22 protein-coding genes, 1 tRNA gene and 2 pseudogenes are annotated in these 25,095 nt (G+C 68.0%); 14 read left to right on the top strand and 11 right to left on the bottom strand.

Annotated features, from left to right (window positions below; translation table 11 throughout):
• Positions 1 to 38 precede the first annotated feature (38 nt).
• Genes V1351_RS13015 through V1351_RS13000 form a run of 4 tightly spaced genes read right to left on the bottom strand, consistent with a single transcriptional unit; the run spans position 39 to position 3,659 of the window.
• Positions 39 to 1,043 (bottom strand): glycine betaine ABC transporter substrate-binding protein, encoded by a 1,005-nt coding sequence (locus V1351_RS13015; protein WP_338748630.1) that lies wholly within the window; start codon positions 1,041 to 1,043, stop codon positions 39 to 41.
• On the bottom strand, positions 1,040 to 1,831 hold the full coding sequence (locus V1351_RS13010) for an ABC transporter permease (protein WP_338748629.1): 792 nt from the start codon (positions 1,829 to 1,831) through the stop codon (positions 1,040 to 1,042). Before V1351_RS13010 ends, V1351_RS13015 begins: the two co-directional genes overlap by 4 nt.
• On the bottom strand, positions 1,828 to 3,018 hold the full coding sequence (locus V1351_RS13005) for an ABC transporter ATP-binding protein (protein ID WP_338748628.1): 1,191 nt from the start codon (positions 3,016 to 3,018) through the stop codon (positions 1,828 to 1,830). The genes V1351_RS13010 and V1351_RS13005 overlap by 4 nt, the downstream gene beginning before the upstream one ends.
• Positions 3,018 to 3,659, bottom strand: coding sequence for an ABC transporter permease (locus V1351_RS13000; protein WP_338748627.1), 642 nt, complete (start codon positions 3,657 to 3,659; stop codon positions 3,018 to 3,020). The genes V1351_RS13005 and V1351_RS13000 overlap by 1 nt, the downstream gene beginning before the upstream one ends.
• Positions 3,660 to 3,821: 162 nt before the next feature.
• Between V1351_RS13000 and tmk the strand changes: the two genes are divergently transcribed.
• The 4 genes from tmk (at position 3,822) to V1351_RS12980 (ending at position 7,323) form a co-directional block, all read left to right on the top strand.
• The gene (gene tmk, locus V1351_RS12995) at positions 3,822 to 4,442 is read left to right on the top strand and encodes a dTMP kinase (RefSeq protein ID WP_338748626.1); all 621 of its coding nucleotides are present in this window, start codon (positions 3,822 to 3,824) and stop codon (positions 4,440 to 4,442) included.
• On the top strand, positions 4,439 to 5,599 hold the full coding sequence (locus V1351_RS12990; RefSeq protein WP_338748625.1) for a DNA polymerase III subunit delta': 1,161 nt from the start codon (positions 4,439 to 4,441) through the stop codon (positions 5,597 to 5,599). The genes tmk and V1351_RS12990 overlap by 4 nt, the downstream gene beginning before the upstream one ends.
• A gap of 10 nt (positions 5,600 to 5,609) precedes the next feature.
• The gene (locus V1351_RS12985; protein WP_338748624.1) at positions 5,610 to 7,145 is read left to right on the top strand and encodes an alpha/beta hydrolase; all 1,536 of its coding nucleotides are present in this window, start codon (positions 5,610 to 5,612) and stop codon (positions 7,143 to 7,145) included.
• Between the two features lie 104 nt (positions 7,146 to 7,249).
• Positions 7,250 to 7,323, top strand: a tRNA-Thr gene (locus tag V1351_RS12980).
• A gap of 159 nt (positions 7,324 to 7,482) precedes the next feature.
• Here the strand turns inward: V1351_RS12980 and V1351_RS12975 are convergent.
• From V1351_RS12975 to V1351_RS12960, 4 genes are all read right to left on the bottom strand, one after another.
• Positions 7,483 to 8,556, bottom strand: coding sequence for a tyrosine-type recombinase/integrase (locus tag V1351_RS12975; protein ID WP_338748623.1), 1,074 nt, complete (start codon positions 8,554 to 8,556; stop codon positions 7,483 to 7,485).
• Between the two features lie 24 nt (positions 8,557 to 8,580).
• A complete protein-coding gene (locus tag V1351_RS12970; RefSeq protein WP_338748622.1) occupies positions 8,581 to 10,131 on the bottom strand; it encodes a replication initiator in 1,551 nt (516 codons plus the stop codon).
• 506 nt (positions 10,132 to 10,637) lie between these two features.
• Positions 10,638 to 11,747, bottom strand: coding sequence for an NAD(P)/FAD-dependent oxidoreductase (locus tag V1351_RS12965; RefSeq protein ID WP_338748621.1), 1,110 nt, complete (start codon positions 11,745 to 11,747; stop codon positions 10,638 to 10,640).
• Positions 11,748 to 11,898: 151 nt separating this feature from the next.
• On the bottom strand, positions 11,899 to 12,789 hold the full coding sequence (locus V1351_RS12960) for a LysR family transcriptional regulator (RefSeq protein WP_338748620.1): 891 nt from the start codon (positions 12,787 to 12,789) through the stop codon (positions 11,899 to 11,901).
• A 173-nt stretch (positions 12,790 to 12,962) separates the two neighbouring features.
• Here V1351_RS12960 and V1351_RS12955 point away from each other — a divergent pair, with 173 nt between their 5' ends.
• The 7 genes from V1351_RS12955 to V1351_RS12925 all read left to right on the top strand — a co-directional run bounded on the left by V1351_RS12955 (position 12,963) and on the right by V1351_RS12925 (position 17,625).
• Complete coding sequence (locus tag V1351_RS12955) at positions 12,963 to 14,126, top strand: glutathione-independent formaldehyde dehydrogenase (protein ID WP_338748619.1); 1,164 nt, start codon at positions 12,963 to 12,965, stop codon at positions 14,124 to 14,126.
• 88 nt (positions 14,127 to 14,214) lie between these two features.
• On the top strand, positions 14,215 to 14,763 hold the full coding sequence (locus V1351_RS12950) for a type 1 glutamine amidotransferase domain-containing protein (RefSeq protein ID WP_338748618.1): 549 nt from the start codon (positions 14,215 to 14,217) through the stop codon (positions 14,761 to 14,763).
• A gap of 133 nt (positions 14,764 to 14,896) precedes the next feature.
• Entirely contained in the window at positions 14,897 to 15,310 is a 414-nt protein-coding gene (locus tag V1351_RS12945) for a GlcG/HbpS family heme-binding protein (protein WP_338748617.1), read from the top strand.
• Between the two features lie 40 nt (positions 15,311 to 15,350).
• A complete protein-coding gene (locus V1351_RS12940) occupies positions 15,351 to 15,659 on the top strand; it encodes a putative quinol monooxygenase (RefSeq protein ID WP_338748616.1) in 309 nt (102 codons plus the stop codon).
• 197 nt (positions 15,660 to 15,856) lie between these two features.
• Complete coding sequence (locus V1351_RS12935) at positions 15,857 to 16,843, top strand: IS481 family transposase (RefSeq protein ID WP_338747709.1); 987 nt, start codon at positions 15,857 to 15,859, stop codon at positions 16,841 to 16,843.
• Positions 16,844 to 16,871: 28 nt separating this feature from the next.
• Positions 16,872 to 17,126, top strand: coding sequence for a hypothetical protein (locus tag V1351_RS12930; RefSeq protein ID WP_338748615.1), 255 nt, complete (start codon positions 16,872 to 16,874; stop codon positions 17,124 to 17,126).
• A gap of 262 nt (positions 17,127 to 17,388) precedes the next feature.
• Positions 17,389 to 17,625, top strand: coding sequence for a Na+/H+ antiporter NhaA (locus tag V1351_RS12925; RefSeq protein WP_338748614.1), 237 nt, complete (start codon positions 17,389 to 17,391; stop codon positions 17,623 to 17,625).
• On the opposite strand, the gene V1351_RS12920 is transcribed toward V1351_RS12925, so the two are convergent.
• Positions 17,592 to 18,566: an IS481 family transposase gene (locus V1351_RS12920; protein WP_338748613.1), complete on the bottom strand. Its 975-nt coding sequence runs from the start codon at positions 18,564 to 18,566 to the stop codon at positions 17,592 to 17,594. The genes V1351_RS12925 and V1351_RS12920 overlap by 34 nt on opposite strands.
• A gap of 99 nt (positions 18,567 to 18,665) precedes the next feature.
• On the opposite strand from V1351_RS12920, the pseudogene V1351_RS12915 reads away from it, so the two are divergent.
• Positions 18,666 to 20,333: pseudogene (locus tag V1351_RS12915) on the top strand (Na+/H+ antiporter NhaA); the annotation flags it as partial.
• A 124-nt stretch (positions 20,334 to 20,457) separates the two neighbouring features.
• Here the strand turns inward: V1351_RS12915 and V1351_RS12910 are convergent.
• Positions 20,458 to 20,799: pseudogene (locus V1351_RS12910) on the bottom strand (integrase core domain-containing protein); the annotation flags it as partial.
• 1,723 nt (positions 20,800 to 22,522) lie between these two features.
• On the opposite strand from V1351_RS12910, the gene V1351_RS12905 reads away from it, so the two are divergent.
• Positions 22,523 to 23,392: an alpha/beta fold hydrolase gene (locus V1351_RS12905; RefSeq protein WP_338748611.1), complete on the top strand. Its 870-nt coding sequence runs from the start codon at positions 22,523 to 22,525 to the stop codon at positions 23,390 to 23,392.
• 154 nt (positions 23,393 to 23,546) lie between these two features.
• On the opposite strand, the gene V1351_RS12900 is transcribed toward V1351_RS12905, so the two are convergent.
• On the bottom strand, positions 23,547 to 23,864 hold the full coding sequence (locus V1351_RS12900; protein WP_338748610.1) for a 2TM domain-containing protein: 318 nt from the start codon (positions 23,862 to 23,864) through the stop codon (positions 23,547 to 23,549).
• A 209-nt stretch (positions 23,865 to 24,073) separates the two neighbouring features.
• On the opposite strand from V1351_RS12900, the gene V1351_RS12895 reads away from it, so the two are divergent.
• On the top strand, positions 24,074 to 24,997 hold the full coding sequence (locus V1351_RS12895; RefSeq protein WP_338748609.1) for a ketopantoate reductase family protein: 924 nt from the start codon (positions 24,074 to 24,076) through the stop codon (positions 24,995 to 24,997).
• The last annotated feature ends 98 nt before the right edge of the window (positions 24,998 to 25,095 follow it).

The raw sequence follows: 25,095 nt of genomic DNA, 5'->3' as shown, positions 1-25,095 counted from the left end.
ACGTAGTCCCGACGTGGTCCTGCCGTAGGGGGGCCCGCTCAGGGCTTGATGAAGCCCTCCTTGACGAGCCAGTCGAAGGCCACGTCGGCCGCGTCCTCGCCGTCGACGTCCACGCTCGCGTTGAGGTCGATGAGGGTGTCACTGGTGAGCTTGGCGGCCACCGGGGCGAAGAGGTCGGCGACCTGCGGGAACTCGTCCACCACCGACTTGGCCAGGACGGGTGCGACGTTGTACTTGGGGAAGAAGCCCTTGTCGTCCTCGAGAACGAGCAGGTCGAGGGCCTTGATCCGCCCGTCGGTGGTGAAGACCTCGCCGAAGGTGCACAGACCGTCGTCGGTGGCCTGGTAGATCGCTCCGGTGCCGAGCACCTTGACGTTGTTCTCGGGGAAGTCCTGACCCCTCGTCAGGCCGTAGGTCTTGAGCATCGGGTCGAAACCGTCGTTGCGGTTGTTGAACTCCGACTCCACGCAGAAGGTCAGGTCCTTCTTGGGCACCTTCGTCAGATCGGAGAGCTTGGTGACGCCGAGTTCCTCGAGCTTCTTGCGGGGGCCGGCGAAGCCGTAGGTGTTGTTCATCGGGGCTGGGGGCAGCCAGACGAGATCGTTCTCCTTCAGGTCCCGGTCGCGCACCGCCTCGTACTGCTTCTGCTCGTCCGGGATCGGCTTGCTCGCGCCCATGTAGGCGATCCAGGCGGTGCCGGTGTACTCCCACTGCATCTGCACCTGGCCCTCGAGCATCGCCTGGCGTGCGCTGGAGGAGCCGGGGATGTTGGTCAGGTCGGTGACATCGGCGCCCGCGGCACGCAGCACGATGACGGCGAGCTTGCCGAGGATGAGCTGTTCGGTGAACTCCTTCGACCCCACGGCGATCTTCGCCCCGGACAGGTCGATGTCGGCGATGGGTCCGGCGGCCTGCCCGGACGGGACGAAGCCACCGCTCGTGCCGAGCCCGCAGCCGGTCAGGCCGGCACCGAGGATGCCAGCGCCGGTCAGGAGCAGCGCACGCCGGGTGGGCTGACCCGGGTGGTGGGGACGGGGGCTCATGACATCCCCTTCGGTGTGAGCAGGAGCTCGAGCACCCGGCCGGCCCAGTCGATGAGCAGGGCGAGCACGGCGATGATCAGCGCGCCGCTGACGAGCACCGGGTAGCGGAAGAGTGAGATGCCGGTGACGATGAGGGCGCCCAGCCCGCCCGCGTTGATGAAGGTGGCGAAGCTCGCTGCCCCGACGAGGAGGACCAGCGCCGTGCGTGCCCCGACCATGATCACCGGTAGTGCCAGTGGCAGCTCGACGCGGCGCAGCACATCGGCTCCCGACATGCCCATCCCACGGGCGGCCTCGACGAGGGTCTGGTCCACCTGCTCGAGGCCGACGATGGTGTTGCGCAGTACCGGGAGGAAGGCGTAGATCGCAAGGGCGAGCACTGCGGTGCTCGTGCCGAAGCCCAGCCAGATCGCGAGCAGGACGACGACCCCGATGACCGGGGCTGCCTGACCGGCGTTGGCGAAGGCGGTGATCGGGCTGGCGAAGCGGCGCAGTCGGGGGCGGGTGAGCAGGATGCCCGTCGGGATCGCGGTGACGAGGACGACGACGGTGGAGATGAGGGTCAGCACGATGTGCTCACGGGTCAGGTCGAGGATCGTGCCCCACGCGAGCTGGCGTGCCTCGATGTCGTCCAGGTCGGCGGTCGCGCGCCAGATGGCCCATCCGCCGAGGACGACGGCGCACAGGAGTGGCAGACCGATGACCAGGCCGATGGTCGTGCGTCGGTCCTCGACACCCGTGTCCGCAGCGGGTGCTCCGTCCGTGGTCTCGTCCGTTGCCTGGCTCATGAGGATGCGTCCTCGGCGGTGGCCTGGATGTACTCGGTGACCGATCTGAAGGTCAGGACGCCGACGAACTCGTCACGACGTCCGGTGACGAGTACCCCGCCGTGCGTGCTTGCGAGCATCGTGTCGAGGGCGTCGTTGATCGTCGCTCGGCGGTCGACGGGCGTGGGCTCATCCCGTGGGGACTGCGCGGGTAGGCGACCGAGGCGCGTGGCCTCACCGAGGGTGTACCAGCCGGCGGGACGCCGCCGGGAGTCCAACACGATGACGTCCTTCTGGCCGGCGGCCCGGGCGGCCTCGGCGGCCGTGCCGCCGTCGTCGCCGACGGAGGCGGTGAGCGGGTGGAGCAGGTCGAGCTCGTCGACGCGGGCGAGGCTGAGCTGCTTGAGCGAGGAGCCCGAGCCGACGAAGTCCTCGACGAACTCGTTGGCCGGGGCGGAGAGGATGTTCGTCGGGGTGTCGTACTGGGCGATCTCGGCGCCCTCCTGGAGCACGAGGACCCGGTCGCCGAGCTTGATCGCCTCGTCGATGTCGTGGGTGACGAAGACGATGGTCTTCTGCACTTCCTCCTGGATGCTCATCAGCTCGTCCTGGAGACGCTGACGGGTGATCGGGTCGACCGCCCCGAAGGGTTCGTCCATGAGCAGCACCGGCGGGTCCGCGGCCAGGCCCCTGGCCACGCCCACACGCTGCTGCTGGCCGCCCGAGAGCTCGCGCGGGAAGCGGTCGCGGTAGCGATCGGGGTCGAGCCCGACCAGCTCGAGCAGGTCCTCGACCCGCTGGGCGATGCGCTGCTTGTCCCACTTCAGCAGGCCCGGTACGAGTGCGATGTTCTGCCGGACGGTCATGTGCGGGAAGAGGGATCCGCCCTGGATGACGTACCCGATGGTGCGGCGCAGCTCGGTGGCGTTCTTGGAGCGGATGTCCTCGCCGCCGATGGTGATCGTGCCCGAGGTCGGCTCGTAGAGCCGATTGATCATCTTCAGGGTCGTCGTCTTGCCGCATCCGGAGGGGCCGACGAACATGGCGATCTCGCCGGCCGGCACGGTCAGGCTGAGATGGTCGACGGCGGGTGCGCTCATCCCGGGGTAGGTCTTGACGACGTCGGTGAAGACGATCTCGGCCCCGCTGACGGTGGACGGGGACTCGTCGTCGCGGGGTGCGGCGTGGTCGCTGGTGGTGGTGGACATCAGGCGCGGATCCCCTTCGAGGTGGTGAGGTTGCTGACGAGGAGCAACGCTGCGTCGAGGGCCAGCGCCAGGACGACGACCCCGAATGTTCCGATGAGCGCGTAGTTGAGGGCGTTGGCGCCCCCGATCTGCGCCAGCCCGGTGAAGATGTATCCGCCCAGGCCGGGGCCCAGGGCGTAGGCGGCAATGGCGGCCACACCCATCGACATCTGCGCGGAGACCCGCAGCCCGGTCATGATCACCGGCCACGCCAGGGGCAGTTGCACCCGCACGAATCGTGTCGTCGAACTCATCCCCATGCCTTGGGCCGACTCCAGCAGGGTGGGGCTGACCTCCGAGAGGCCGACGACGGCGTTGCGCAGGATCGGCAGGGTCGCGTAGAAGGCGACCGCGATGATCGAGGGGAGGGCGCCGATCCCGACCAGAGGCAGCAACAGGCCGAGGAGGGCGAACGAGGGGATGGTCAACCCGATCGCACTGATCGAGTTGGCCAGCGGCTTCAGGGCCGGTACGCGCGTGACGAGCACCGCCAGCAGGATCGCGATGATGGCCGCCAGGGCAACCGACTGGACGACGAGCGAGAGGTGTTGGAAGGCGCGATAAAGGATGTCCTGCCAACGATCGGCGAAGAATTCGACCATGCGCGTCCTCTCGTCCCCGAATCTCGGGGTAGCACTGCCCCTATGCGCCCCGACGTCCCCAGCCAAGGACATCCGCATGTCGTGATCCGATCGTGACCTCGGCCCCGGTGCCTGCGTCCGGGCGTCGTGTGCCCTGCCCTCGCCGTGTCATAGGCTCACGGGGTGGCTGCACGAGAGGGGACCTTCATCGCCTTCGAGGGGGGCGACGGGGCCGGCAAGTCCACGCAGGTCAGGCGACTGGCGCAGGCCTTCGAGGAGGCCGGTCGCGAGGTCGTGATCACCCGCCAGCCGGGCGGTACCACGCTCGGCGGTGAGTTGCGCGATCTCGTCCTCCACGGTGGGGCGATCACCCCGCGGGCCGAGGCGCTGGTCTTCGCGGCCGACAAGGCCCAACACGTCGAGGAGGTCATCCTCCCTTCGCTCGAGGAGGGCGCAGTGGTCATCACCGACCGCTACACCGACTCCGCCATCGCCTATCAGGGCGCCGGCCGCGACCTCGGCGCGGCCGAGGTCGCGCAGCTGCAGGACTGGGCGGTGGACGGGCTGGTCCCGCACCTGACCGTCGTCGTCGACATCGACCCGGGCGAAGGGCGACGCCGCCGCGGCGCCGTGCACGACCGGATGGAGTCGGAGACCGACGGATTCCACGCCGCGGTGCGTGGGCACTTCCTCGCCCTGGCGGAGTCGGCGCCCGGTCGCTACCTCGTCGTCGACGGCGCCGCCGCGCCGGACGAGGTCGCCCGGTTGGTGTGGCAGCGCGTGACGCAGGACGGTCTGGCATGACCGCCACCGCCGTGTCACCGGGCATCTGGCGGGACGTCATCGGGCAGCCGCAGACGGTGGCCGCCCTCCAGCGAGCCGTCAGCGAGCCGGCGTCGATGACGCACGCGTGGCTCTTCACGGGGCCGCCCGGATCGGGCCGCTCGGTCGCGGCCCGGGCCTTCGCCGGCGCACTGCTGTGCCCGACCGGTGGGTGTGGTCACTGCCACGAGTGCCGCACCGCCCTGGACGGCACGCACACCGACGTCGACGTGCTCGCGACCGAGGCGCTGTCCATCGGTGTCGCCGAGACCCGATCGCTCGTCCAGCTCGCCGGCCGCTCGCCGAGCGTGGGGCGCTACCGGGTGATCCTGGTCGAGGACGCCGACCGATTGACCGAGCAGTCCGGCAACGCACTGCTCAAGGCACTCGAGGAACCCACCCCGCGCACCGTGTGGCTGCTGTGCGCCCCGAGCCTGGAGGACGTGCTGATCACGGTCCGCTCGCGCTCGCGGCACGTGCGGCTGCGCACCCCACCCGTGACCGAGGTCGCCGCGCTGCTGCAGCGCAGGGACGGCATCGACCCGGGGATGGCGACGTACGCCGCCCGGGCCGCGCAGAGCCACATCGGCCTGGCCAAGCGGCTGGCCACCGACGAGGGCGCCCGCATCCGGCGCCGGGACACGATCATGATGGCCTCGCGCATCCGCGGCGTCTCCGATGCGGTGGGTGCTGCGGCCGACCTGCTGCAGATCGCCGAGCAGGAGCGTGACCGCACGCTCGAGTCCCGGGCCGCCCAGGAGAAGGCGCGCCTGCTGGAGACCCTCGGCGCCGACCCGAGCGCCCGTACCCAACCTCCCCACATCCGCGCCCAGCTCAACTCCCTGGAGAAGGAGCAGAAGACCCGCGCCACCCGCTTCACCCGCGACATGATCGACCGCGCGCTCGTCGACCTGATGTCCGTCTACCGCGACGCGCTCGTCCTGCACGCCGGTACACCGGTCGAACTGGTCAACGAGGATGCCCGCCCGGTCATCGAGGAGGTCGCCCGCGCCTTCAGTGCCGAGGGGCTGCTCCTGGCGATCGAGGAGATCGCCACTGCCCGCGAGCGCATCGGCGCCAACGGCGCGCCGCTGCTCGCCCTGGAGGCCATGGCGGTCGGGCTGCAGCTACCGCGATAGCGTCGGCGACATGCTCTCGCCCGGCCGCGCCCCCCTTCGCCTCGCCGCGGCGCTCGCCGCCCTCGTCCTCCCGGTGGCCGGCTGCTCGCTCCTGACGCCCGGCCCGGAGCCGACCGGCCTGGCGAGCGGCGACCACTCGCCCCCAGCCGGCACCGAGGGTCTCGAGCGCTTCTACGAGCAGGAGCTGGCCTGGCAGGACTGCCCGGCGGGGGAGTGCGCGGGCCTCGAGGTGCCCCTCGACTGGTCCGCGCCGGAGGGCGGGACCATCGAGATCGCGGTCAACCGCGTGCCGGCGAAGGGGGAGGCCTCCGGATCGCTCGTGGCCAATCCGGGCGGTCCGGGTGGTTCGGGTGTGGACTACGCCGCGGCGGCCGACCGGATCGTCGGGTCGTCGATCCGTGAGCACTTCGACGTCGTGGGCTTCGACCCCCGGGGTGTCCAGCGTTCGGAGCCGATCGACTGCGTCAGTGACGCCGGACTCGACGCGTGGATGGGCAGCGACCCGTCGCCGGACGACGCGGCGGAGCGTGCGGCGGCCGTCGAGCAGTCGGCGGACTTCGGCCGGGCGTGCCTGGAGACGACGGGTGAGCTCATCGGGCACGTGTCCACCCAGGACGTCGCCAAGGATCTCGACGTGCTCCGCTCCGCCCTCGACGACGGGAAGCTGACCTATCTCGGCAAGTCCTACGGGACCGCCATCGGGGCGATCTACGCCGAGCTCTTCCCGGAGCGGGTCGGCCGGATGGTCCTGGACGGGGTTTTCCCGACCGACCTGACAGGCATGGAGGCGGCGATCGGGCAGGCCAAGGGCTTCGACACCGCCACCCGCGCGTGGGCGGCGGACTGCGTCGCCAACGACTGCCCGCTCGGGTCGACGCAGGACGAGGTCGTCGGCTCGGTCGAGGGCCTGCTGCAGGACCTGGACCAGCGCCCGGTGCCCGTCGGTGGTGGCCCCGAGCTGACCGAGGGGTGGGCCTCCGTCGGCATCGCCCAGGCCATGTACGACCAGGGCATGTGGTCGATGCTCACCGACGCGCTCGTGGCCGCGGAGCAGGGTGATGGCAGCGCGCTGATGCAACTGGGGATGATGTACGCCGGTCGCGACTCGTCCGGGGCCTACACCTCGAACATCATGGAGGCGCTGCCCGCGGTCAGCTGTCTGGACGACGGCGTCGACGAGGACCCGCAGGAGTGGCAGCAGGTCGCCGACGAGGTCGAGGCGAAGGCGCCCATCTGGGGCACCTTCCTCGCCTGGGAGGGTCTCGTCTGCGCCACCTGGCCCCTCGAGCCGGTCGACGGTCTCGGCCCCATCGAGGCGAAGGGGGCCGATCCGGTCCTCATCGTCGGCACCACACGGGACCCGGCCACACCCTATGAGTGGGCGGTGCGGCTGCACGAGCAGATCGACAACTCCGCGATGATCACCCACGAGGGTGACGGTCACACGGCCTACATGCGGCAGAACGACTGCGTCGACTCCGCTGTCGAGGAGTACTGGCTCACCGGCGAGCTGCCCGAGGGCGATGAGTTGACCTGCGAGGAATGACCGGCGTGGACAGCGGTCGCCGTCACGCTCTGCGGGTCCGGTCGGCCGGCGATTTCACCCCGCCCGACCGCTTACGTATACTCGTGCAGCGCGCCTCGGCGCACGCCGCCTTAGCTCAGACGGCTAGAGCGATTCACTCGTAATGAATAGGTCATCGGTTCGATTCCGATAGGCGGCTCAGCGGAACGCCCTCGACACGGTCGGGGGCGTTTTTGCTGATCAGAGGCGGTTTTCGTCGAGCCGGCAAGGACGGCGACCAGACCAGCAAGTGCCGCCAAGAGCAGGTCGGCGGGGCCGAAATGGGCACACTTTGGGCACATCAGGTGGCGAAGGGGGCTCATGGCTGGGCTCCCCGCAGGCCATCCAGCGCTGCCGCGATCTCGTCCAGCTCGTCGTCGTAGAGGTGCGCGTAGATTCGCGCCGTGGTGGTGATCGACTCGTGGCCCATCGCCCGTTGGATGTAGCGGAGGTCCGCGCCGGCCTTCCTCGCCAAGCTGCCGAAGGTGCGCCGCAGGTCGTGCGGCGTCACCCCCTCGAGCCCCGTTGCCTTCAGCGCGGCCGTCCATCCTGACCGGTACCGCCAGTTCCCGTTGCGCAGGTAGCCACCGTCCGGAGCCGGGAACACCAACGCATCCGCAGACCGACCCGCGGTCCTGGCCTCGAGCACCTCCCGCATCGAGGGTGGGAGCCCGATCGAGCGCGCAGAGGCCCGCGACTTCGGAGCAGAGACATCCATCCGACCGCCGACTTCGGTGGCTCGCTCGACCACCCGGACCCGGCCCCGCTCGAGGTCGACGTCCGAGACCTTGAGGGCGGCCAGCTCCGACCACCGCAGACCGAGCAGGGCCATCGCCAGCACGAGGTCGCCCTCAGGACCGAGGCGTGCCGCGAGGGCCTCGACCTGGGCCATGGTCAGGATCCGCTCGCGCGATGGTGGCCTCGTTGGCAACCGCACGCCACGAGCGACGTTGTGACTCAGGCGCCGGGTCCGCATGCCGAAGTCAAGGACGAGGCAGAAGACTCGGTGGGCGTAGCGCACCGTCTCCGGGCCCTTGGTTTTCCCGAGGGAGGTCACCCACTCCGCGACATCGGCGTGTTCGATCTTCGCGACCGGCCACGTGCCGAAGTGGTTCAGCACGTGTCGAAATGCCATGCGGTAGTTCTGCTGTGTCGTCGCCCGCAGGTGGGTCATCCCGCCCTGCTCGTACTCCGACCACAGAGCCGTCAGCGTCACCAGTCCACGTCGAGGGTCGACGAACTCCCCACGGCGCATCCGACCCCGCAGCTCGTCCTCGAATGCCTCGGCATCCGCACGCCGGTCGAACGTCCGGGAGCGCTGACGGTGCTCCGGTGTCCGGTACCGAACCCGCCAACGCACTCGCCCCGAGTCCAGGACTCGACGCTCGATCATGTCGGCACCTCACTCGTGTCCTGCTCATGCATCGCCATCTCCTCTCTCTAGCCCAGATCGAGCCCTTCGCCGTTCCGCTTTCCACAGGTCGTACTCGCGGGCGCGGGCAGCGACCGCGAGGGCGAGGGCTTGTTCGAGGTGGTCGCGCCAGCCGGTGCCGACGTAGGTCCAGGTGCCGACGACCTGAGTGGTCTCCTCTGCGTCATCGGCGAGCAACCGGGCTTCGAGGTCGCGGGTGTCGAGGGGTTGCCCGGTGCGGCGGGACTCGGCAGCCAGTGCCTGCCATCGCGAGCGCGCACGGCGCAGCGCGCCGAGGGTGAGGGAGTAACGCCTCGATTTGGTGCCGAAGTGGCCACGGAAGCCCAGGCAGTGCACCCACTTGCCCATCCGTTGGTAGTCGTGGTCCCGGTCGTGGAAGGCCGCCGCCCGGGCAGCCATCTCCGCGCACTGCCGGCGCAGGGCGAGGATGTGCGGGCGACCTTGACCGCGTCCGTGCAGACCGGAGGAGTCCTTGGTGGAGTACTTGGCCAGGTAGCCGGCGACCTGATCGGGCGTCAGTGGGCCGACCGGGTCGTCGGTGCGCGAGCCGGCCCGAACGGTACGCACGTCGACCTGGGTCCCGAAGGCCAGCACCCGAGGGGTGTCCTCGAAGTCGACCGGCTCGGCGATGGTCGTCACGGTCGGGACGACCTGTCGGACGAGGGCGGCGAGAGCGTCGCCGTCCAGCGATGGGGGAGCGGGCGAACCGGTGCCGCCGGCGGCGGGTCCGTCGAGGCGGATCAGCGCGTGAAAGTGGATCAGGCCCCGGGTCTGGTGCTCGGCGACCTTGGCGTACTGGATCGACGCGTGCTCACCCAGGCGGGAGTCGGGGACGGTCAGGTGGTGGGCGACGGCGCGGCGCAGGGCGATGGTGAAGCGCCGCCACAGCTCGGGGGCGTGCCACTGCCACATCACTGCCGACGCGGTGTCGTGGCATTGGAAGCACAACGGCGCCCCGTTGATCTCGTCGTCCCGGTCGTGGATCCGAGTGCACCATGACGGCCGACCGTGGGGGCAGCGGGTGCGGTCGTCGCGTCGCCGGGGCCGACACGTCCTCCCGTTTCGGTGGCCGTGGACGGGCCCGAACGAGGGGGCGGTGAGGGTGACGAACAGCAGCGGGTTGTCCCGCACCTGGTCGGGGACGCTCTTGCCGCCAGAGATGCCGGCATGGATGAGGGCGTAGGTGTCGCGGGCGTAGGTGCGTGAGCAGGCCGGGCACACCGAGGCACGGCGGTTGCCGCACGGACGGTGCAGCACCCCGAAGGGCAGGTCACTGGCATCGAAGGACGAGACGACCTCGCCGGTGGTGGTGTCGACGGTGACCGAGGACCCGGCCAGCCGGACGGGGTGGGCGCAGTTGCGCGTGGCGGCCAGGGCCTGGGAGAAGTCATCCATGCTCCCGTCGCGCATCCGCTGGGCGAGCAGCTTCGCGTTCTCGGGGTGGTTGAGATCGGGAATGTCCAGCGGCGCGTCCTCACCGAAGCCGGGGAAGCGGTCCTCGCCAGCGGCAGGGACGGGCGTGTCTGTGGTGGCCACGGTCCCCTCCCAACCAAAGAGGGTGTGCCACGCGGACCGGAGTGCGGCTCTGGGATCCGCGCGGCACACCCAGACTGTGGGGTGAGCGGCGATACGTGGTCACCGACGTTCCAGAGCCGCTCAAACGCCGGGCACACCCGGAAGTGGGTGCGGATGCGGATCCAGTCAGTGAGTCTCTGTCACGGCCGTCGATGAGAGCGAGCCGTCAGGCCCGGGTGGGGAGCCGACCCCCTGGACAATCCCGTCCATGTGTGTGCGCCTGTGGTTGATCCGCACCACCCACGATGCCGTGCCCGACGATGCTGTTCCAGAAAATCGAGCGCCGTGACCAGAGTTTTTGCCAGACGTGCCCAGAGGAGATCACCGATAGCGGATCCCCAACCGGCGGGAACGGCTATCGAAGACAGCCGTCTCGGCGAAGCTCGTCTCCGCAAGGAGACCCGTTGCGGAGACTCCTGGTCATCAGTGTGCGCACACGCGTTCGACCGTTCCGCCAGGCTGCCTCTCTACGAGGTGGCCTGGGGCTCGCCGAGCCTGGCCTCGGGTGTGAGGTGGGTGGGCAACCGGCCGTCCGTGACGCTCTCGACCAGGGCCCGCCCGAGGCCCGGGGCTTGCTTGAAAAGGTTGTGCCCCGCGACAAAGGAGGCCGCGGGGGACTGCCACACGGCAACGGCGTCCTCGTTCCAGGGCAGTTCGGTGACCCAGCAATGCACGAACTCCACCGGGGTCGCTGTGAGCCCGGGCAGCGCCCGTTTGGTGTAGGCGGCGGCGCGCTGGGCGAGCTGCGCAAGCTCGGAGGGTTCGGCGAAGCTGCCGTCCTCCCCGACCTGGACGGTCTCGCTCAGCCCGACTGCGTAGTGGCTGTTGCCGGGGTAGGCCGCCGCGTAGATCCCGGTCTCACCGAACTCCCCGCTGCTGTCCTGCAGGGTCGCCACCCGCGGCGGCGGAGGGCCGGTGGCGGCGAAGGTCACGCGGACATGAGCGGCGAGTCGGACCGGAAGCGAGAGCCCGACCCCGCGGGCGAGTGGGGCCGTCCCACGTCCGGCGCAGACCACGACGTGGCCGTGCTCTTGGCAACGGGTGCCCGTGCGCACCTCCACGGTTTCTCTACGGGTCTGCCGGAGGGTGAGGACGTGGTCGGTGACCATCGAGTCGCGCAGCCGATCGGCCAGCGCGCCGATCGCGGCCTGCGTCCGGATCGAGCCGCCGGTCTCGTCGAGCATCGCCGGGCCGTCGAACGGCGCGAGGAGGGGCATTGCCTCGGCGAGCTCGTCGTGGCCGATGCGACGCACCGGGAGCTGTGGGAATCCCGCCAGCACGTCGAGCTTGTCGTCGATGCCGGGGCCCAGTGCGACGGCTCCGTCGGAGGAAACCAACTCGGCGCCGAAGTCCTCCTCCCACTCCCGCCAGGTCTCACGACTGTCTGCGGCCATGGCGACCAGTCGTGGGTCGTCGTGCGCGTGCCGAAAGACCCGCGCCTGGCCCGCGGATTGGCCACCGCCCGGGGGGCCGCTGTCGTAGACCGTCACCGAGAGGCCCTGCTGCTGGGCCGCGTACGCCGTCGACAGGCCGACGATGCCGGCGCCGATCACCGCGATGTCAGAGTTCGGAGTCATCGTGAGGGCGGTACCCACAACGGCCGATCTCATTCATGGGCGACCCGGGACAGGTCCGTGGCGTCAACGCACTCATCTGTCGCAGGCAGTCTCGACCGTGCCGATGAGCGCCCGGGCCTCATTCGACGACTTCTGCCGCTCCTGCCGGCTCCTACACCTCGGTGCCGGCGAGCAGCGCGACGACGTCTTGGAGTGCGGGGTGGGCGGGTTCGCGCCAGATGAGTTCGAGGGGTACCAGCAGGGGCGGGACGAGGGGCCGCACGACAATCCCGGGGACCGGGACGTGCTCGGCCATCGCCGGGGCGACCGGTGCCACTCCGTGACCGGCGGCGACCGAGCGGAGTACGGCTTCTGGAGCGTTGATCAGATCCGGTTGGGTGAGCACCTGATCGGGGTGAGACAGGCCGGCGGGGAGCAGGTGGCCGATGGCGTGGTCCCAGATGCCGAGGAAGAGGTCGCGGGGGAACATCACGATTGTCTCGGCGGCGAGGTCGGCGACCGGGATCGTTTGCCTGGCGGCGAGCTGGTGTCCGGCTGGCAGGGCGAGGTGCACCGGTACTTCGCGCAGGGCGGTCCCCGCGAGGTCCTGGTCCTGGGTGGAGCGAACCCACACGATGGCGGCGTCGATGTGTTCCTCGCGGACCGCCTTGATGGCTTCCTTGCCGGTGGCGGTCGCGGTGGTGACCTCCAGGCCGGAGGCCGGCCCGGACAGGTGGTGCAGGGAGCCATTCAAGACGTACTCGACGGCGGGGACGACGCGCAGCTCCAGGTGCCGATGCCGCCCGTCGGCGCACTGGACCTCGTTGCGGGCACGTTCGGCCCGCGCCAGCAGGACGTGGGCGTGCTCGAGCAGCACCTCCCCGGCGGGGGTGAGGACCACGCTGCGCGGGCTGCGCTCGAGCAGGGTGATGTGCAGGTCCCGTTCCAGGGCCTGGATCTGTTGGGACAGCGAGGGCGCGGCGATGCGCAGCCTGCGGGCGGCCCGCCCGAAGTGCCGTTCCTCGGCTACGGCAACGAAGTACCGGAGCTGTCGGAGCTCCATGACCAGCAATGTTAGACCCCGGCTGATGGGGCGGAGGAAACACGTCATGGCATTGGGCGCATGGCTATCGCAAGACTGGGCATGAAAGGCCGTAGTCGAAACCAGGCAGCTCGCACAGCCCTCGCACCCCGTGGGGTCGCAGGCTTTCCAGCACACCTCATCAGGAGTTTCCCATGAAAGCTGTTGTGTACAACGGACCGCGCGACGTCAGTGTCAACGACGTCCCAGACGCGAAGATCGAACGACCCACCGACGTCCTCGTGCGAATCACCGCCACCAATATCTGCGGCTCAGACCTGCACATGTACGAGGGGCGCACCGATTTCGAGACCGGTCGCACGTTCGGGCACGAGAACATGGGCGAGGTCATCGAGGTCGGCGACGGCGTCGACAAGGTCAAGGTCGGTGAGCGGGTGGTCCTGCCGTTCAACATCTCTTGCGGGTTCTGCAAGAACTGCGAACGCGGATTCACCAACTACTGCCTGACCACCCAGCCCGATCCGGCAGCGGCCGGCGCGGCCTATGGCTTCGCGGCGATGGGCCCGTGGGCGGGCGGGCAGGCGGAAATGCTGCGGGTGCCCTACGGCGACCACAACTGCCTCCGCCTGGGCGAGGACGCCCAGGAGAAGGAGAACGACTACGTCATGCTCTCCGACATCTTCCCCACCGGCTACCACGCCACCGAGATGGCCGGTGTCGTGCCCGGGGACTCCGTGGTGATCTACGGCGCCGGCCCGGTGGGGCTGATGGCGGCCCTGTCGGCCACGATCAAGGGCGCGGCCAAGGTGATGGTGGTCGACCGCCACCCGGACCGGCTGCGGCTGGCTGAACAGATCGGCGCGATCGCGGTCGATGACTCCACGACAGATCCCGTGCAGTTCGTGCTCGACCAGACGATGGGCCTGGGCGCGGACCGTGGGTGTGAGTGCGTGGGCTATCAGGCTCACGACCCGCAGGGCACCGAGGACCCGGTGATGACCCTGAACCGTCTGGTGCAGTCGGTGCGGTTCACCGGCGGCATCGGCGTGGTCGGCGTCTTCCTGCCCCAGGACCCCGGCGGCCCGGACGAGATGGCCCAGCAGGGGAAGGTCGCCTTCGACTACGGCCTGCACTGGTTCAAGGGCCAGACCATGGGCAACGGCCAGGCCCCGGTGAAGAAGTACAACCGCCAGTTGCGGGACCTCATCGCCGCCGGCAAGGCCAGCCCGTCCTTCATCGTTTCCCACAACCTGTCCCTGGACCAGGCCCCCGACGCCTACCAGAACTTCGATGAGCGCAATGACGGCTGGACCAAGGTCATCCTCAAGCCCCAGCAGGCCGGATCAGCGGGCCGCTGACCCCTTCCTCCCCACGCTGACCGGTAGGGCCAGCGGGAGGCCCTGCCCGCACGGGCAGGCCGCCACCTCTCACAGAACGGAGCAGAACATGGCAGACGAGTTGAACGGCAAGCGGGTCGCGATCCTGGCGGCGGACGGCGTGGAGCGCGTGGAGCTGGAACAGCCAAGACAGGCGCTGCAGGATGCCGGGGCCACGACCGAGCTGCTGTCACTGCACGACGGCGAGATCCAGGCCCGCAACAACGACCTGGATGCGGCCGGAACGTTTCCAGTCGATGCCCTGGTCAAGTCGGCCTCGGTCGATGACTACGACGCCCTGTTGCTCCCCGGCGGCACGGTGAACCCCGACCAGCTGCGAGTGGACTCCGACGCGGTCGGCTTCGTGCGCGATTTCATGGCCACCGGCAAGCCGGTTGCCTCGATCTGCCACGGACCGTGGACGCTGATCGAGGCCGGCGTCGCAGCGGACCGGACGTTGACCTCCTACCCGAGCATCCGCACCGACCTGCGCAATGCCGGTGCGAACGTCGTGGACGAAGAGGTGGCACGCGACGGGAACCTGGTCACCAGCCGCTCGCCCGACGATCTCCCGGCCTTCAACTCCGCGATCGTGGAACTGTTCAGCCGGGCCGGGTGAGGGAACATGATCGAGGTTGCGCTGTCGGTGATCGTGCAGGCCAAGCCCGGCAAGGAGAATGACGTCGACTGAAGAGAGACAGCGTTAGCCGATCGGGCGACGCAGTTCGGTTCAACAGGCACACAACCAGGAGGTGACCATCAAGCTCGAATCCGTATCGCTCGAGGACGCTCAGCGCGTGATCGCCGACGGTCAAGGTAAGGCGGGCAAGATCGGGCCGCCGAGCAACGTCGCGGTGGTCGACGCGGGTGGCAACCTGGTCTCCCACATCCGCATGGACAACGCGTGGGTGGGCAGCGTCGACATCTCGATCAACAAGGCCTTCACGGCGCGCGCCTTCGACATCGCCACCAAGGACCTGGCCGAGAATGCTCAGCCCGGCGAGCAGTTCTACGGCATCCAGGGCTCGAACCAAGGTAGGGTGATGACCTTCGCCGGCGGTATCCCGCTCCGTCGCGACGGTCAGGTGGTCGGGGCGGTAGGCGTGAGCGGCGGCAGCGGCGAGCAGGATCAGACGGTCGCCGAGGCGGCCGTAGCGGCGTTCTGATCATCGCGACAACGCGAACCGAGCAAGGGAGAGAACCAAGATGACAACACAGGTGAGCAAAGCGCTTCTGGTACGCCTCGAAGCACTGCCCGGCAGGGAGGACGACGTCCGCGACTTCTTGAACCAGGGGCTGTCGATCGTCGAAGGGGAGCCCAAGACCGTCAGGTGGTTCGGAATCCAGTTCGGACCCTCGTCGTTCGGGATCTTCGACGCCTTTCCCGACGACGACGGGCGCCAGGCGCACCTGTCGGGTGAAGTCGCGAAAGCGCTCGGTGACAACACGGGTGAGCTCTTCGAGGAGCCCATGATCGAGCAGCTCGATGTCGTCGCGGAGAAGCAGCCCGCATAGAGCAGGCCGCGCCCGCGGGGCGGCGTGGATCGCACAGGACTTGCGCTCGCCATGCGTGCGCAGACGCCAGGCTAGATGTACTGACCCGGGACGTTGGTTGAGTGATTGCGATCCGCTGATCTGATCAGTGGCGCGGAAGGACCTCCTGCGGTGGAGTGGAACTGCCAAGTCATCACTGCCACTCACAGGAGGCCCTCATGTCCCACGCTAATGCCGCTCTGACGGTGCGTCACCGGCTCAAGGTCGCCCAGCTCGCCGTCGATCAGGGAGTGCCGATCAGTGAGGTCGCGGCCCGGTTCCAGTGCTCCTGGGCGACGGTCAAGCGCTGGGCCGACCGGTATTCAGCGGGTGAGTCGATGAGAGACCGCTCGAGCCGGCCGCACTCGCTGCCGGCCAAGACGTGCCCGTCGACGACCAAGCGGATCGTGTCGTTGCGGCTGCGCAAGCGCCTGGGCCCTGTCCAGCTCGCCGCACACGTGGGGGTTGCGCCCTCGACGGTGCACCGGGTGCTCACTCGGTGCCACCTCAACCGGTTGACGCACGTCGATCGCGCTACCGGTGAACCCGTGCGCCGATACGAGCACGAGCGTCCCGGCGACATGCTGCACGTGGACGTCAAGAAGTTCGGCAACATCCCCGACGGGGGCGGGTGGCGCTTCGTGGGCCGAGCCCAGGGCGGAAAGAACCGTGCAGCCACCCCGGGCAAGCCGAAGAGCAAGCACCGCAACCCGAAGATGGGCCACGCGTTCGTGCACACCGTCATCGATGACCACTCCCGAGTCGCCTACGCAGAGGTCCACGACAACGAAACCGCGGCCACCGCCACTGCTGTCCTGCGCCGAGCCGTCGCCTGGTTCACCGCCCGCGGCATCACCACCCACAGGGTGCTGTCCGACAACGGATCGGCCTACGTCTCGCACCTGTGGCGCGATGTCTGCGCCGAGCTCGGGATCCAGCACTCCCGCACCCGACCCCGCCGTCCGCAGACCAACGGCAAAATCGAGCGCTTCCACCGAACCATGGCCGACGGGTGGGGATACGCCCGCTGCTACACCTCAGAGACCCAGCGACGCCAAGCTCTGTCAGCATGGCTCCACGAGTACAACCACCATCGTCCCCACACCGCCTGCGGAAACAAGCCGCCCATCACCCGCTTGATCAACCTGTCGGGTCAGTACAGCTAGAGGGCTACCGCCTCGCTGTGGCAGCACCATGACCCTTTACGGAAACGTCGGCAGCAAGGAAGCCCTGTTCCAGGCCGTCGTCACCGAAGCGAAGGCTGAGCATGCTGATGGAATCGGTCTGCCCGGAGGCGACCTTGCTGACTATGTGGGGCGGCTGTACGACTTCCACCGTCAGCACCCGGTCCTCCTTCGGCTGATGCTGTGGGAGGCCCTTTACTACGGCGACCGCCCAGTCGACGACGATCCCCGCCGGCCGAGCTACCGCAAGAAGGTCGAGGCATAAGCCGAGGCGCTCGGCAGGCCAGCAGACCACGACACAGCGGCAACGCTCATGGTGCTGATCGGACTCGCCTGCTGGCCGCACACCATGCCCCAACTCGCACGCTTCCTCATAGAGAGCGGCAGCGCCGAAGAGCGACACCAAGTAATGCGTGCCCAGGTCCTTGCCTTCGCACGCCAGGCACTGTCCTCGTGACACTTCTGAACACGCGTCAAGAACGTCCTGCCAGCACCAACTAGCCAGCACGTTCAGGCAGAATCCAACTATGTTTCGCTCAAGCTCGCCCCCGCTGGGCATTGGCCGATGGCTCCGCTCGGAGTCCGGGTCGGCCGTGCTGCTCATCGTCGTCACCACCTTCGCGCTCCTCTGGGCGAACTCGCCGCTGTCCTCGTCCTATTTCGAACTGTGGCACCAGAGCGTGGGGATCGATGTCGGTCCGTTCGGGTTGCACCTAGATGTACCCGGCCATCACGTTGGTGACAGTCGGCTGGTCGGGGTGTGACCGCCGAGTGCGGTGTGGCGGCGTTCAGTGTTGTAGTGCTCGAGCCAGGGCGCAAGGGCAGCGCAGCGTTGGTCGTTGCTGGTGAAGACTTCTCGGTAGGCCCATTCGGTCTGCAGGGTGCGGTTGAACCGCTCCACCTTGCCGTTCTGCCAGGGGCAGTGGGGCCGGATGAACTTGTGTGTGGCGCCCAGTTCCTCCATCGCCTCGCGCACGTCGTGGGAGTTGCGGTAGGAGAAGTGGTTGTCGGTCATCACCCGCTCGATCGTGGTGATGCCGTGGTCGGCGAAGTACGCGGCTGCGCGCTTGATGAACCCGGCGCAGGTGCGCCCTTTCTCGTCGGGCAGGATCTCGCTGTAGGCCAGCCGGCAGTGGTCATCGACCATCGAGTGGACGTAGTCGTAGCCGATGCGGGCCCTTTTCTTCGCCGCAGTGGAACCCATTGCCCGTCCGTGGGCCTTCCACCCACCACCGTGGGGGATCTTGCCGATCTTCTTCACATCGACGTGGGTCAACTCGCCCGGACGCTCGCGTTCGTAGCGCACGGCAGTGGTCTTCGACGCGCGGATGACTTCCCCGGTCAGCGGGTCGCACTCGCGCAGGTAGGGCACGCCATGGCGTCGTAGGACCCGAGAGACGGTACGGGCGGGCACGTCGAGCTCGGGACCGAGCCAGTCCTGGCCACGACGTTCCTGGCGGCGGGTGGCCACGATCTGCTCTTCGATTTCGACCGGGGTCTGGCGCGGGCAGTGGTGCGGACGCGAGGAACGCTCGTGCAGACCGGCCGGGCCTTCCTGACGGAACCGGTTGATCCACCGGTGGGCGCACTGGCGGGAAACGCCTTGGGCCTTGGCGGCGTGGGCCACAGCCCACCCCTGCTCGCAGACCCGCTCCACCAACAACTGACGACCACGCACGGTCAGTCGGGCATTACTGTGGGACACGAGGACCTCCGGTCGGTCGGCGACTTAGACATCACCCACCGCACCCGGGGGTCCTCCCTTACGTCAACGACCCAACCGGAGTGTCACCAACCTGTCGGCCGGGTACACCTAGATCTGCACCACTGGATCAACGACGGGCTGATGGTTGTGTTCTTCTTCGTCGTGGGTCTCGAGGTGCGCCAGGAGTTTGCGCATGGGGCTTTGCGGGACAGCAGTCGGGCTCGCCTGGCGGCGATTGCCGGTGTTGCGGGCGTGGCGGTGCCCGCGCTGGTGTATGTCTTGGTCGTCGGTGCTTCGGGCGGCGAAGGGCTTCGGGGTTGGGGAGCGGTTGTCGGAACGGACACAGCGTTCATGCTCGGTGCTCTCGCGATTGTCGGCCCCCGGCTTTCCGGGCAGCTGCGCGTCTTCCTTCTGACACTCACGGTGGTCGACGACTTCCTCGCGGTCTCGATCATCGGGGTGTTCTACAGCGAAGAGATCCGGCTCGCCCCTCTGTTGGTCGCTCTGGGCTGCCTCATCGCGCTGTGGATGCTTGGCCGTTCCCGGCAGTGGAGCGCCGCTCCATACGTGCTGATTGTCAGCGTGCTGTGGCTGGCGACGCTGTCCTCGGGCATACACGCATCGCTGGCGGGCATGATCGCTGGCCTTCTGATCCCGGCCTATCCGACGCGACGGCACAAGGTGGTCGCCGCCCGGCAGTTGTTCCGCGACTTCTGGCAGTCCCCGAGTGCGTCGTCTGCCCGTGCCGTCGGACGGGGGTTGTCCAAGGGCGTGTCAGTCAATGAACGGTTGCACGAATATCTCCGTCTCCCCACGGCGCTGCTGATCGTGCCGATCTTTGCCTTGGCCAACGCCGGGATCGACCTGCGCGGTGGGGTGTTGGCCGACTCGCTGGGCTCGCCGGTGACATGGGGCGTCATCGCGGGGCTCGTGTTCGGCAAGGTCCTCGGAATCGGGATCGCGACGCTTCTCGCCGTTCGGATGGGCGCAGGCCGACTGCCCGAGGGGGTGGGCATGGGCAGCGTGTTCGGCGGGGCGGCCCTTTCGGGCATCGGCTTCACCGTGTCGCTGCTGATCATCGGTCTCGCCTTCGACTCCTCCTCGGACCTGGGGCGCCAGGCGACTCTGGGCGTGCTTGTGGCGATGGTGCTCGCAACCCTTCTGGGCTGGGCGATCTTCAAGGTCGCGGCCCGTCGGTGGGGGGAGGAGACTGCGGATCTGCCGATGACGCTCGACTCTCCGGTGGATCCCGAGGTGGATCACATCCGCGGTCCGGAGGACGCGCAGCTCACCCTGGTGGAGTTCGTGGATTTCGAGTGTCCATTCTGCGCGCACGCCACTGGCTCATGGGAGGACCTCCACGAGCGGTTCGGTGATGACCTGCGCTACGTCGTGCGGCATCTCCCTCACCATCCGCACGGTCCGCTCGCCGCGCGGGCCGCGGAGGCGGCCGCGAGGCAGAACATGTTCTGGCCGTGGCTCGACTTCGTCTTCGCTCGGCAACATGCGCTTGAGAGGGGGGATCTCATCAGCTACGCGGCTGAGCTGGGCCTTGATGTCGAGACGTTCACCAAGGACCTCGACAGCGAGGAGGTTGCAGCGAGGGTCGAGCGAGATGTCGAAAGCGCGGCGGCAAGTGGTGCCCACGCGACCCCGACGTTCTTCGTCGATGGTTGTCGGATGGTGGGTAGCTACGACGCGCGCACGGTGACCGCGATGTTGGAGTCCAGCCGTCGTGGGACCCGCACCCAGGAGGCTCCGGCCTGAGATCGACCACCAGGCCTAGAACAAGGTAGGGGGCGGGGACGGTGTGAGCGCCGCCCCTTGCCTTGCTCTCGAGCTCGATCCAGTGGCAGACCGGAAGATGTCAAGGTCGATGAGACACGTCTCGTTACGCGGTCTGTATGAGGGCCTCCTGTGAGGGCTGGTTGATCCACGCCGCGGATGGCAGTTTCGGCGCCTCGGGTCGGTTGCGGGTGAACCGTTCGGGGTTGGTGGCGTAGGCCGCGTCGAGGGTGGCCTGGCGTTGGGCGCGGACTTGGCTCGCGGTGCCGTGATGGACCGAGGCCGGGGTGTGCAGTCCGATCCCGGAATGGCGGTGCTCGTGGTTGTAGTAGGAGAAGAACCTCTCGCAGAACGCCCGGGCGTCTTGAAGCGATCCGAAGTTGCCAGGGAAGACCGGGACGTACTTCAGGGTCTTGAACGTGGCCTCGCTGTAGGGGTTGTCGTTGCTTTATCCGGCTAATCGGCTCCTGCTGCTCTATTGGCCGGTTAACGCAGTCAGTTTTGGAGCTTGCGGAGCTGCTGCTCGTGGCGGCGGACTTGGTCGGCCAGGGTGTGGAGTGTTCACTCCAGTTCATCCGGTGGGTGTCTCCGTGTCGGCGATCAGCGCATCGAGGCGGGCGATGAGCTGGTGGTGGCGTTCGGCTTCGTCGATCCCATCCTCGCCGCTGTGCGTCTTGGGCCAGTGCGGTGGCGTCGACTCGTTGTGCGGCCAGGATTGGCAGCGAGGAGGGCTCGGAGCGGTTACTGGGGCAGTGTTCGCAGATGTTGGCGTAGCTGCACGCTCCTTGGGCGGGTGCGCGCAGACAGAACCCGCCGGCCATGCGCGACTTCAGCAGTGGGGCGTCTTTCCAGTCGCTCCCACCGGTGATGTCCGCCAGCGGTAGCTGGATGTGTCGCCTACCGCTGGCGCGACCACCACCGGATAGCCACCAATCGACTCATCGCCGCCGCCGCCTCGGCTGCCCTCATCGCTCCCGCCCTGCTCACCCCGGCTTGGCTCACCCTCACCGCGCTAATGGGCATCGGTGCGGCCCGCATCGGATGGGAGGCTCGACACCGGCCATAAGCCGTGGTTGAACTCCAGACCGACGTAAACACACGCCGACGATGAGCCGCAGAACCCGTCCCATCGGCGGAACCTTCTCGGGGCGCACCCGCTGCTGACTTGCACAAACGGCGGCACGGCTTGTGGGCGTCCCGTAAGGCCCGTCCGGTGATCTGTCCGGTGACGGGGCGCTACCCAGGATGGGGCCGGATGGCTCCGGAGCCCGGAAGTGGCGGTCAGACTTCGAGCCGTGCGAGGCGTCCGCGTAGTGGCAAGTTCTCACCGTGCGCCGTGGCGAGGACTGCCTGGAGCGAGGGCACTGGGCCCCCTCCAAGTCTCAGAAATTGCCACGCCTACCAAGGTCGCCTGCCGGCTATCCCGGCCCATTGGTACGTCCACTGTCGGACGGCATGCGGAGCGGTACCCAACTCCTGTGACTGGTCCCCCGTACGGGGTCGACGTACTTCTAGTCCGCAGTGGCCCAAACAGTGAGAACTTTCTCTACTGACTCAAGGCGGCGACTCCGTCGCCGCTGACCGCCCGCTTCGCGGGCGTCCGCTGCGCATGCGGCCTGGCGGCCGTTCTCGCGGCCGCCCACTCACGCCCGGCCAGACATGACGAAAGCGCCCCGGTCCAGTGCCGAGACGCCTCCCCCTTCGTGCCTTCGACCCGCCGCTACACGATCCGGCCTCCGGGCCACCGCCTCAAGTGGCAGTTTGAACCATCGGTCCGGGAAGGTGCTCCCGCACCTGTGCACCACCCCTTCGCGACAGCGGGCCGCTTGACCCGGCGACCCTCCGGCCGAGGCTGCTCCGCTATCGGATCGACGGCCCTCCGCGGCCGAATTCGTGGGCACACGTTGGGCACATGACAGTCGCCACGCTTGGCACGACTGACTTGAATAGTCCCCATTTCATGCGGTTTTCGCGGTTGACGAACGGCGGAAATTAGCGGTGACGCCTCTCGTAATGAATAGGTCATCGGTTCGATTCCGATAGGCGGCTCAGCGGAACGCCCTCGACACGGTCGGGGGCGTTTTTGCTGGTCAGGGGCGGTTTCGTGGAGCGATCGGGAGCCTCAACGGGATGGTCCCTCGTTCCCTGCGCTCGGTGGCACACTCATGGACATGTTCGACGGGTTCACCGAGGAGATGGTCGACGCTGGTGACCTGTCCTTGTTCACTCGGCATGCGGGGAGCGGCCCGGCAGTGCTGCTGTTGCATGGTCACCCACGAACCTCGAGCACGTGGCACTGGGTGGCGCCCCTGCTGGTCGAGCAGGGACTGGCCGTCGTCTGCGCGGACCTGCCGGGCTATGGCAGGTCGGACAAGCCGGAGCCGACGGCGGATCATGCACCCCACTCCAAGCGAGCCGGTGCCCGGTCCCTGATCACCGCGATGGACGAGCTGGGGCACGAGACGTTTGCTGTCGTGGGTCACGACCGCGGCAGCTACCACGCCCTGCGCATGGCCCTGGACTACCCGGAACGCGTCACACGGGCCGCGCTGCTGGACTGCCTACCGATCAGCGAGCATCTGGATCGGGCGGATGCCCGATTCGCCACCGCCTGGTGGCACTGGTTCTTCTTCGCCCAACCCGATGTGCCCGAACGGGTGATCAACGCCGACCCCGAGGCGTGGTACCACGGTGACCGTGAGGTCATGGGCGCGGAGAACTTCGCTGAATGGCGAGCCGCGATCCATGACCCAACAGTCGTCCGCGCGATGTTGGAGGACTACCGGGCCGGCCTGAGCGTCGACGCCGATCACGAGAGGGCAGACCGGGCGGCGGGACGACGGCTGCAGCAGCCACTCCTCGTGTTGTGGTCCATGCGGGACGACCTTGAAGACCTCTACGGCGACCCGCTCATCATCTGGCAGGACTGGGCTGACAAGGTCAGCGGACGCGGCATCGACTCCGGCCACCACATGGCTGAGCATGCACCGAGGGAACTCACGAGAGAGCTCACCCCGTTCCTGATCGAAGAATCCCGGTAGAGCGACGGCCTACGGCGCACGCACCTGGCACTGACGCGGTCGTCGCAGCGACCCTCGCCATCACCGAATGCCGAGCCCGCACCGGCACGCTCCGCGAGCCCATCCCGCACCGGCACGCTCCGCGAGCCCAGCGGCCACCGGAGCAGGATCCGGTTCAGTTTTGCCGATTGCGTAGCCGGTCCATCTCGGCACGGATGGCGTCCGGGCCGGGCTGGGGCGACATCACCTCCCACGCGTTATATGCCAGCCCGATGCCCCAGCCCAGAAGAGGGAAGGCTGGCCAGAAGAACCCGGCCCCGGTGACCCACCAGATGACGACGAGCATGAGGTTGACGGCGACGTAGAGCACGACGTGTCCTGCTAGGGCCTTCTTGGCCTTGAGCCGGTTGAGGGCCCGTGTGCGCAACTCGTCCTCGCTCTCGCCGGACGTCGCTTCCCGACGTGGGTCGAACTGGTCACTCGATGAGCCCATGGTGGTCACTCTCAGCTCGTCAATGAAGAAAGTTGCGGAGTTCGGTGGACGTCACTAATGGGCATGAGACGCCGTTTGATGAGGGTACCGGTCTGCAGCGACGCGAACTCCGGATAACGGCGGTCGACGTACTCATCGGTGTCGGTGTCGTTGCTTGGGGCGGTCCAGTAGGTTGACTGACAGTGGACGTCTGAGGAGGTGCGTGCAGCGTGCGGATCCTTGTGCTCGGAGCCGGTGTCATCGGCAGTGTCTACGCCGCCCGGCTGCTGGAGGCGGGCCACGAGGTGGTTCTCCTGGCGCGCGGCAGACGTCTGGACGATCTTCGAGCCCATGGTGTGATTCTTCAGAATGCCGAGTCCGGGGAACGCACGTGGCTTCCGGTCACTGTCGTCGGCCAGCCAGACCCCGACGACCGCTTCGACCTGGTGCTCGTGTCGGTGCGCGCCGAGCAGTTCACGGACACCCTGCCGATGTTGACCGCGATGAACGATGGCTCGGACGTGCTGTTCTTCGGCAACACAGCCAACCGTCAGACGGACCTGCTCGAGGCTCTCGGACAGCGTGCCCTGTTCGGGTTCCCAGCCGTCGGTGGGTCGTGTGAGGGACCCACAGTCACGTACGTCCTGATCGCTCAGCAGAAGACGATGCTGGGCGAACCGAGCGGAGTCAGGACCCCTCGGGCTCGGCGCCTGCAAGAACTCCTCGACGAGGCAGGCTTCACCACGCAGATCAGCGCCGACATCGACGCTTGGTTGGTGGGACATGCCGCATTCGTCGTACCGATCGCCTTCGCTCTCTACCGCGTCGACGTCGATGCTCGGAGACTGGCCGCTGACCAGGCGACGATGCGCCTGATGGTCAACGCCACCCGGCAGGGGTTCACGGCTTTGCAGTCCCACGGAAACACCGAGATCCCCAAGAATCTGCGCGTCTTGTACCGATTACCGAATGTCTTCGTCACCGCCTACTGGCGACGTGTCTTTGCCGGTCCCCGCGGAGAGCTCTGGTTCGCAGCCCACAGCCGGAACGCCCAAGCCGAGATGCACACGCTGGCGCAGCAGTTGCACACCGCCCTACGCGCTACCGATCGCGCCACACCGGACCTGGACCGGCTACTGAATATCAACACCTGAACCGTCGAAACCAACCTGACCATGACGGTGACTCACTCTCGTAAGTCAGAGCACCGGTAACCGATGGGCACACGGGACGCGGAGGTGGTGTGCAGGGA

This window comes from Janibacter sp. A1S7 (assembly GCF_037198315.1).
Taxonomy (GTDB): Bacteria; Actinomycetota; Actinomycetes; order Actinomycetales; family Dermatophilaceae; genus Janibacter; species Janibacter alittae.
Note: the sequence above shows the minus strand (reverse complement) of the source record. Positions and strands in the feature narration are given on the sequence as shown.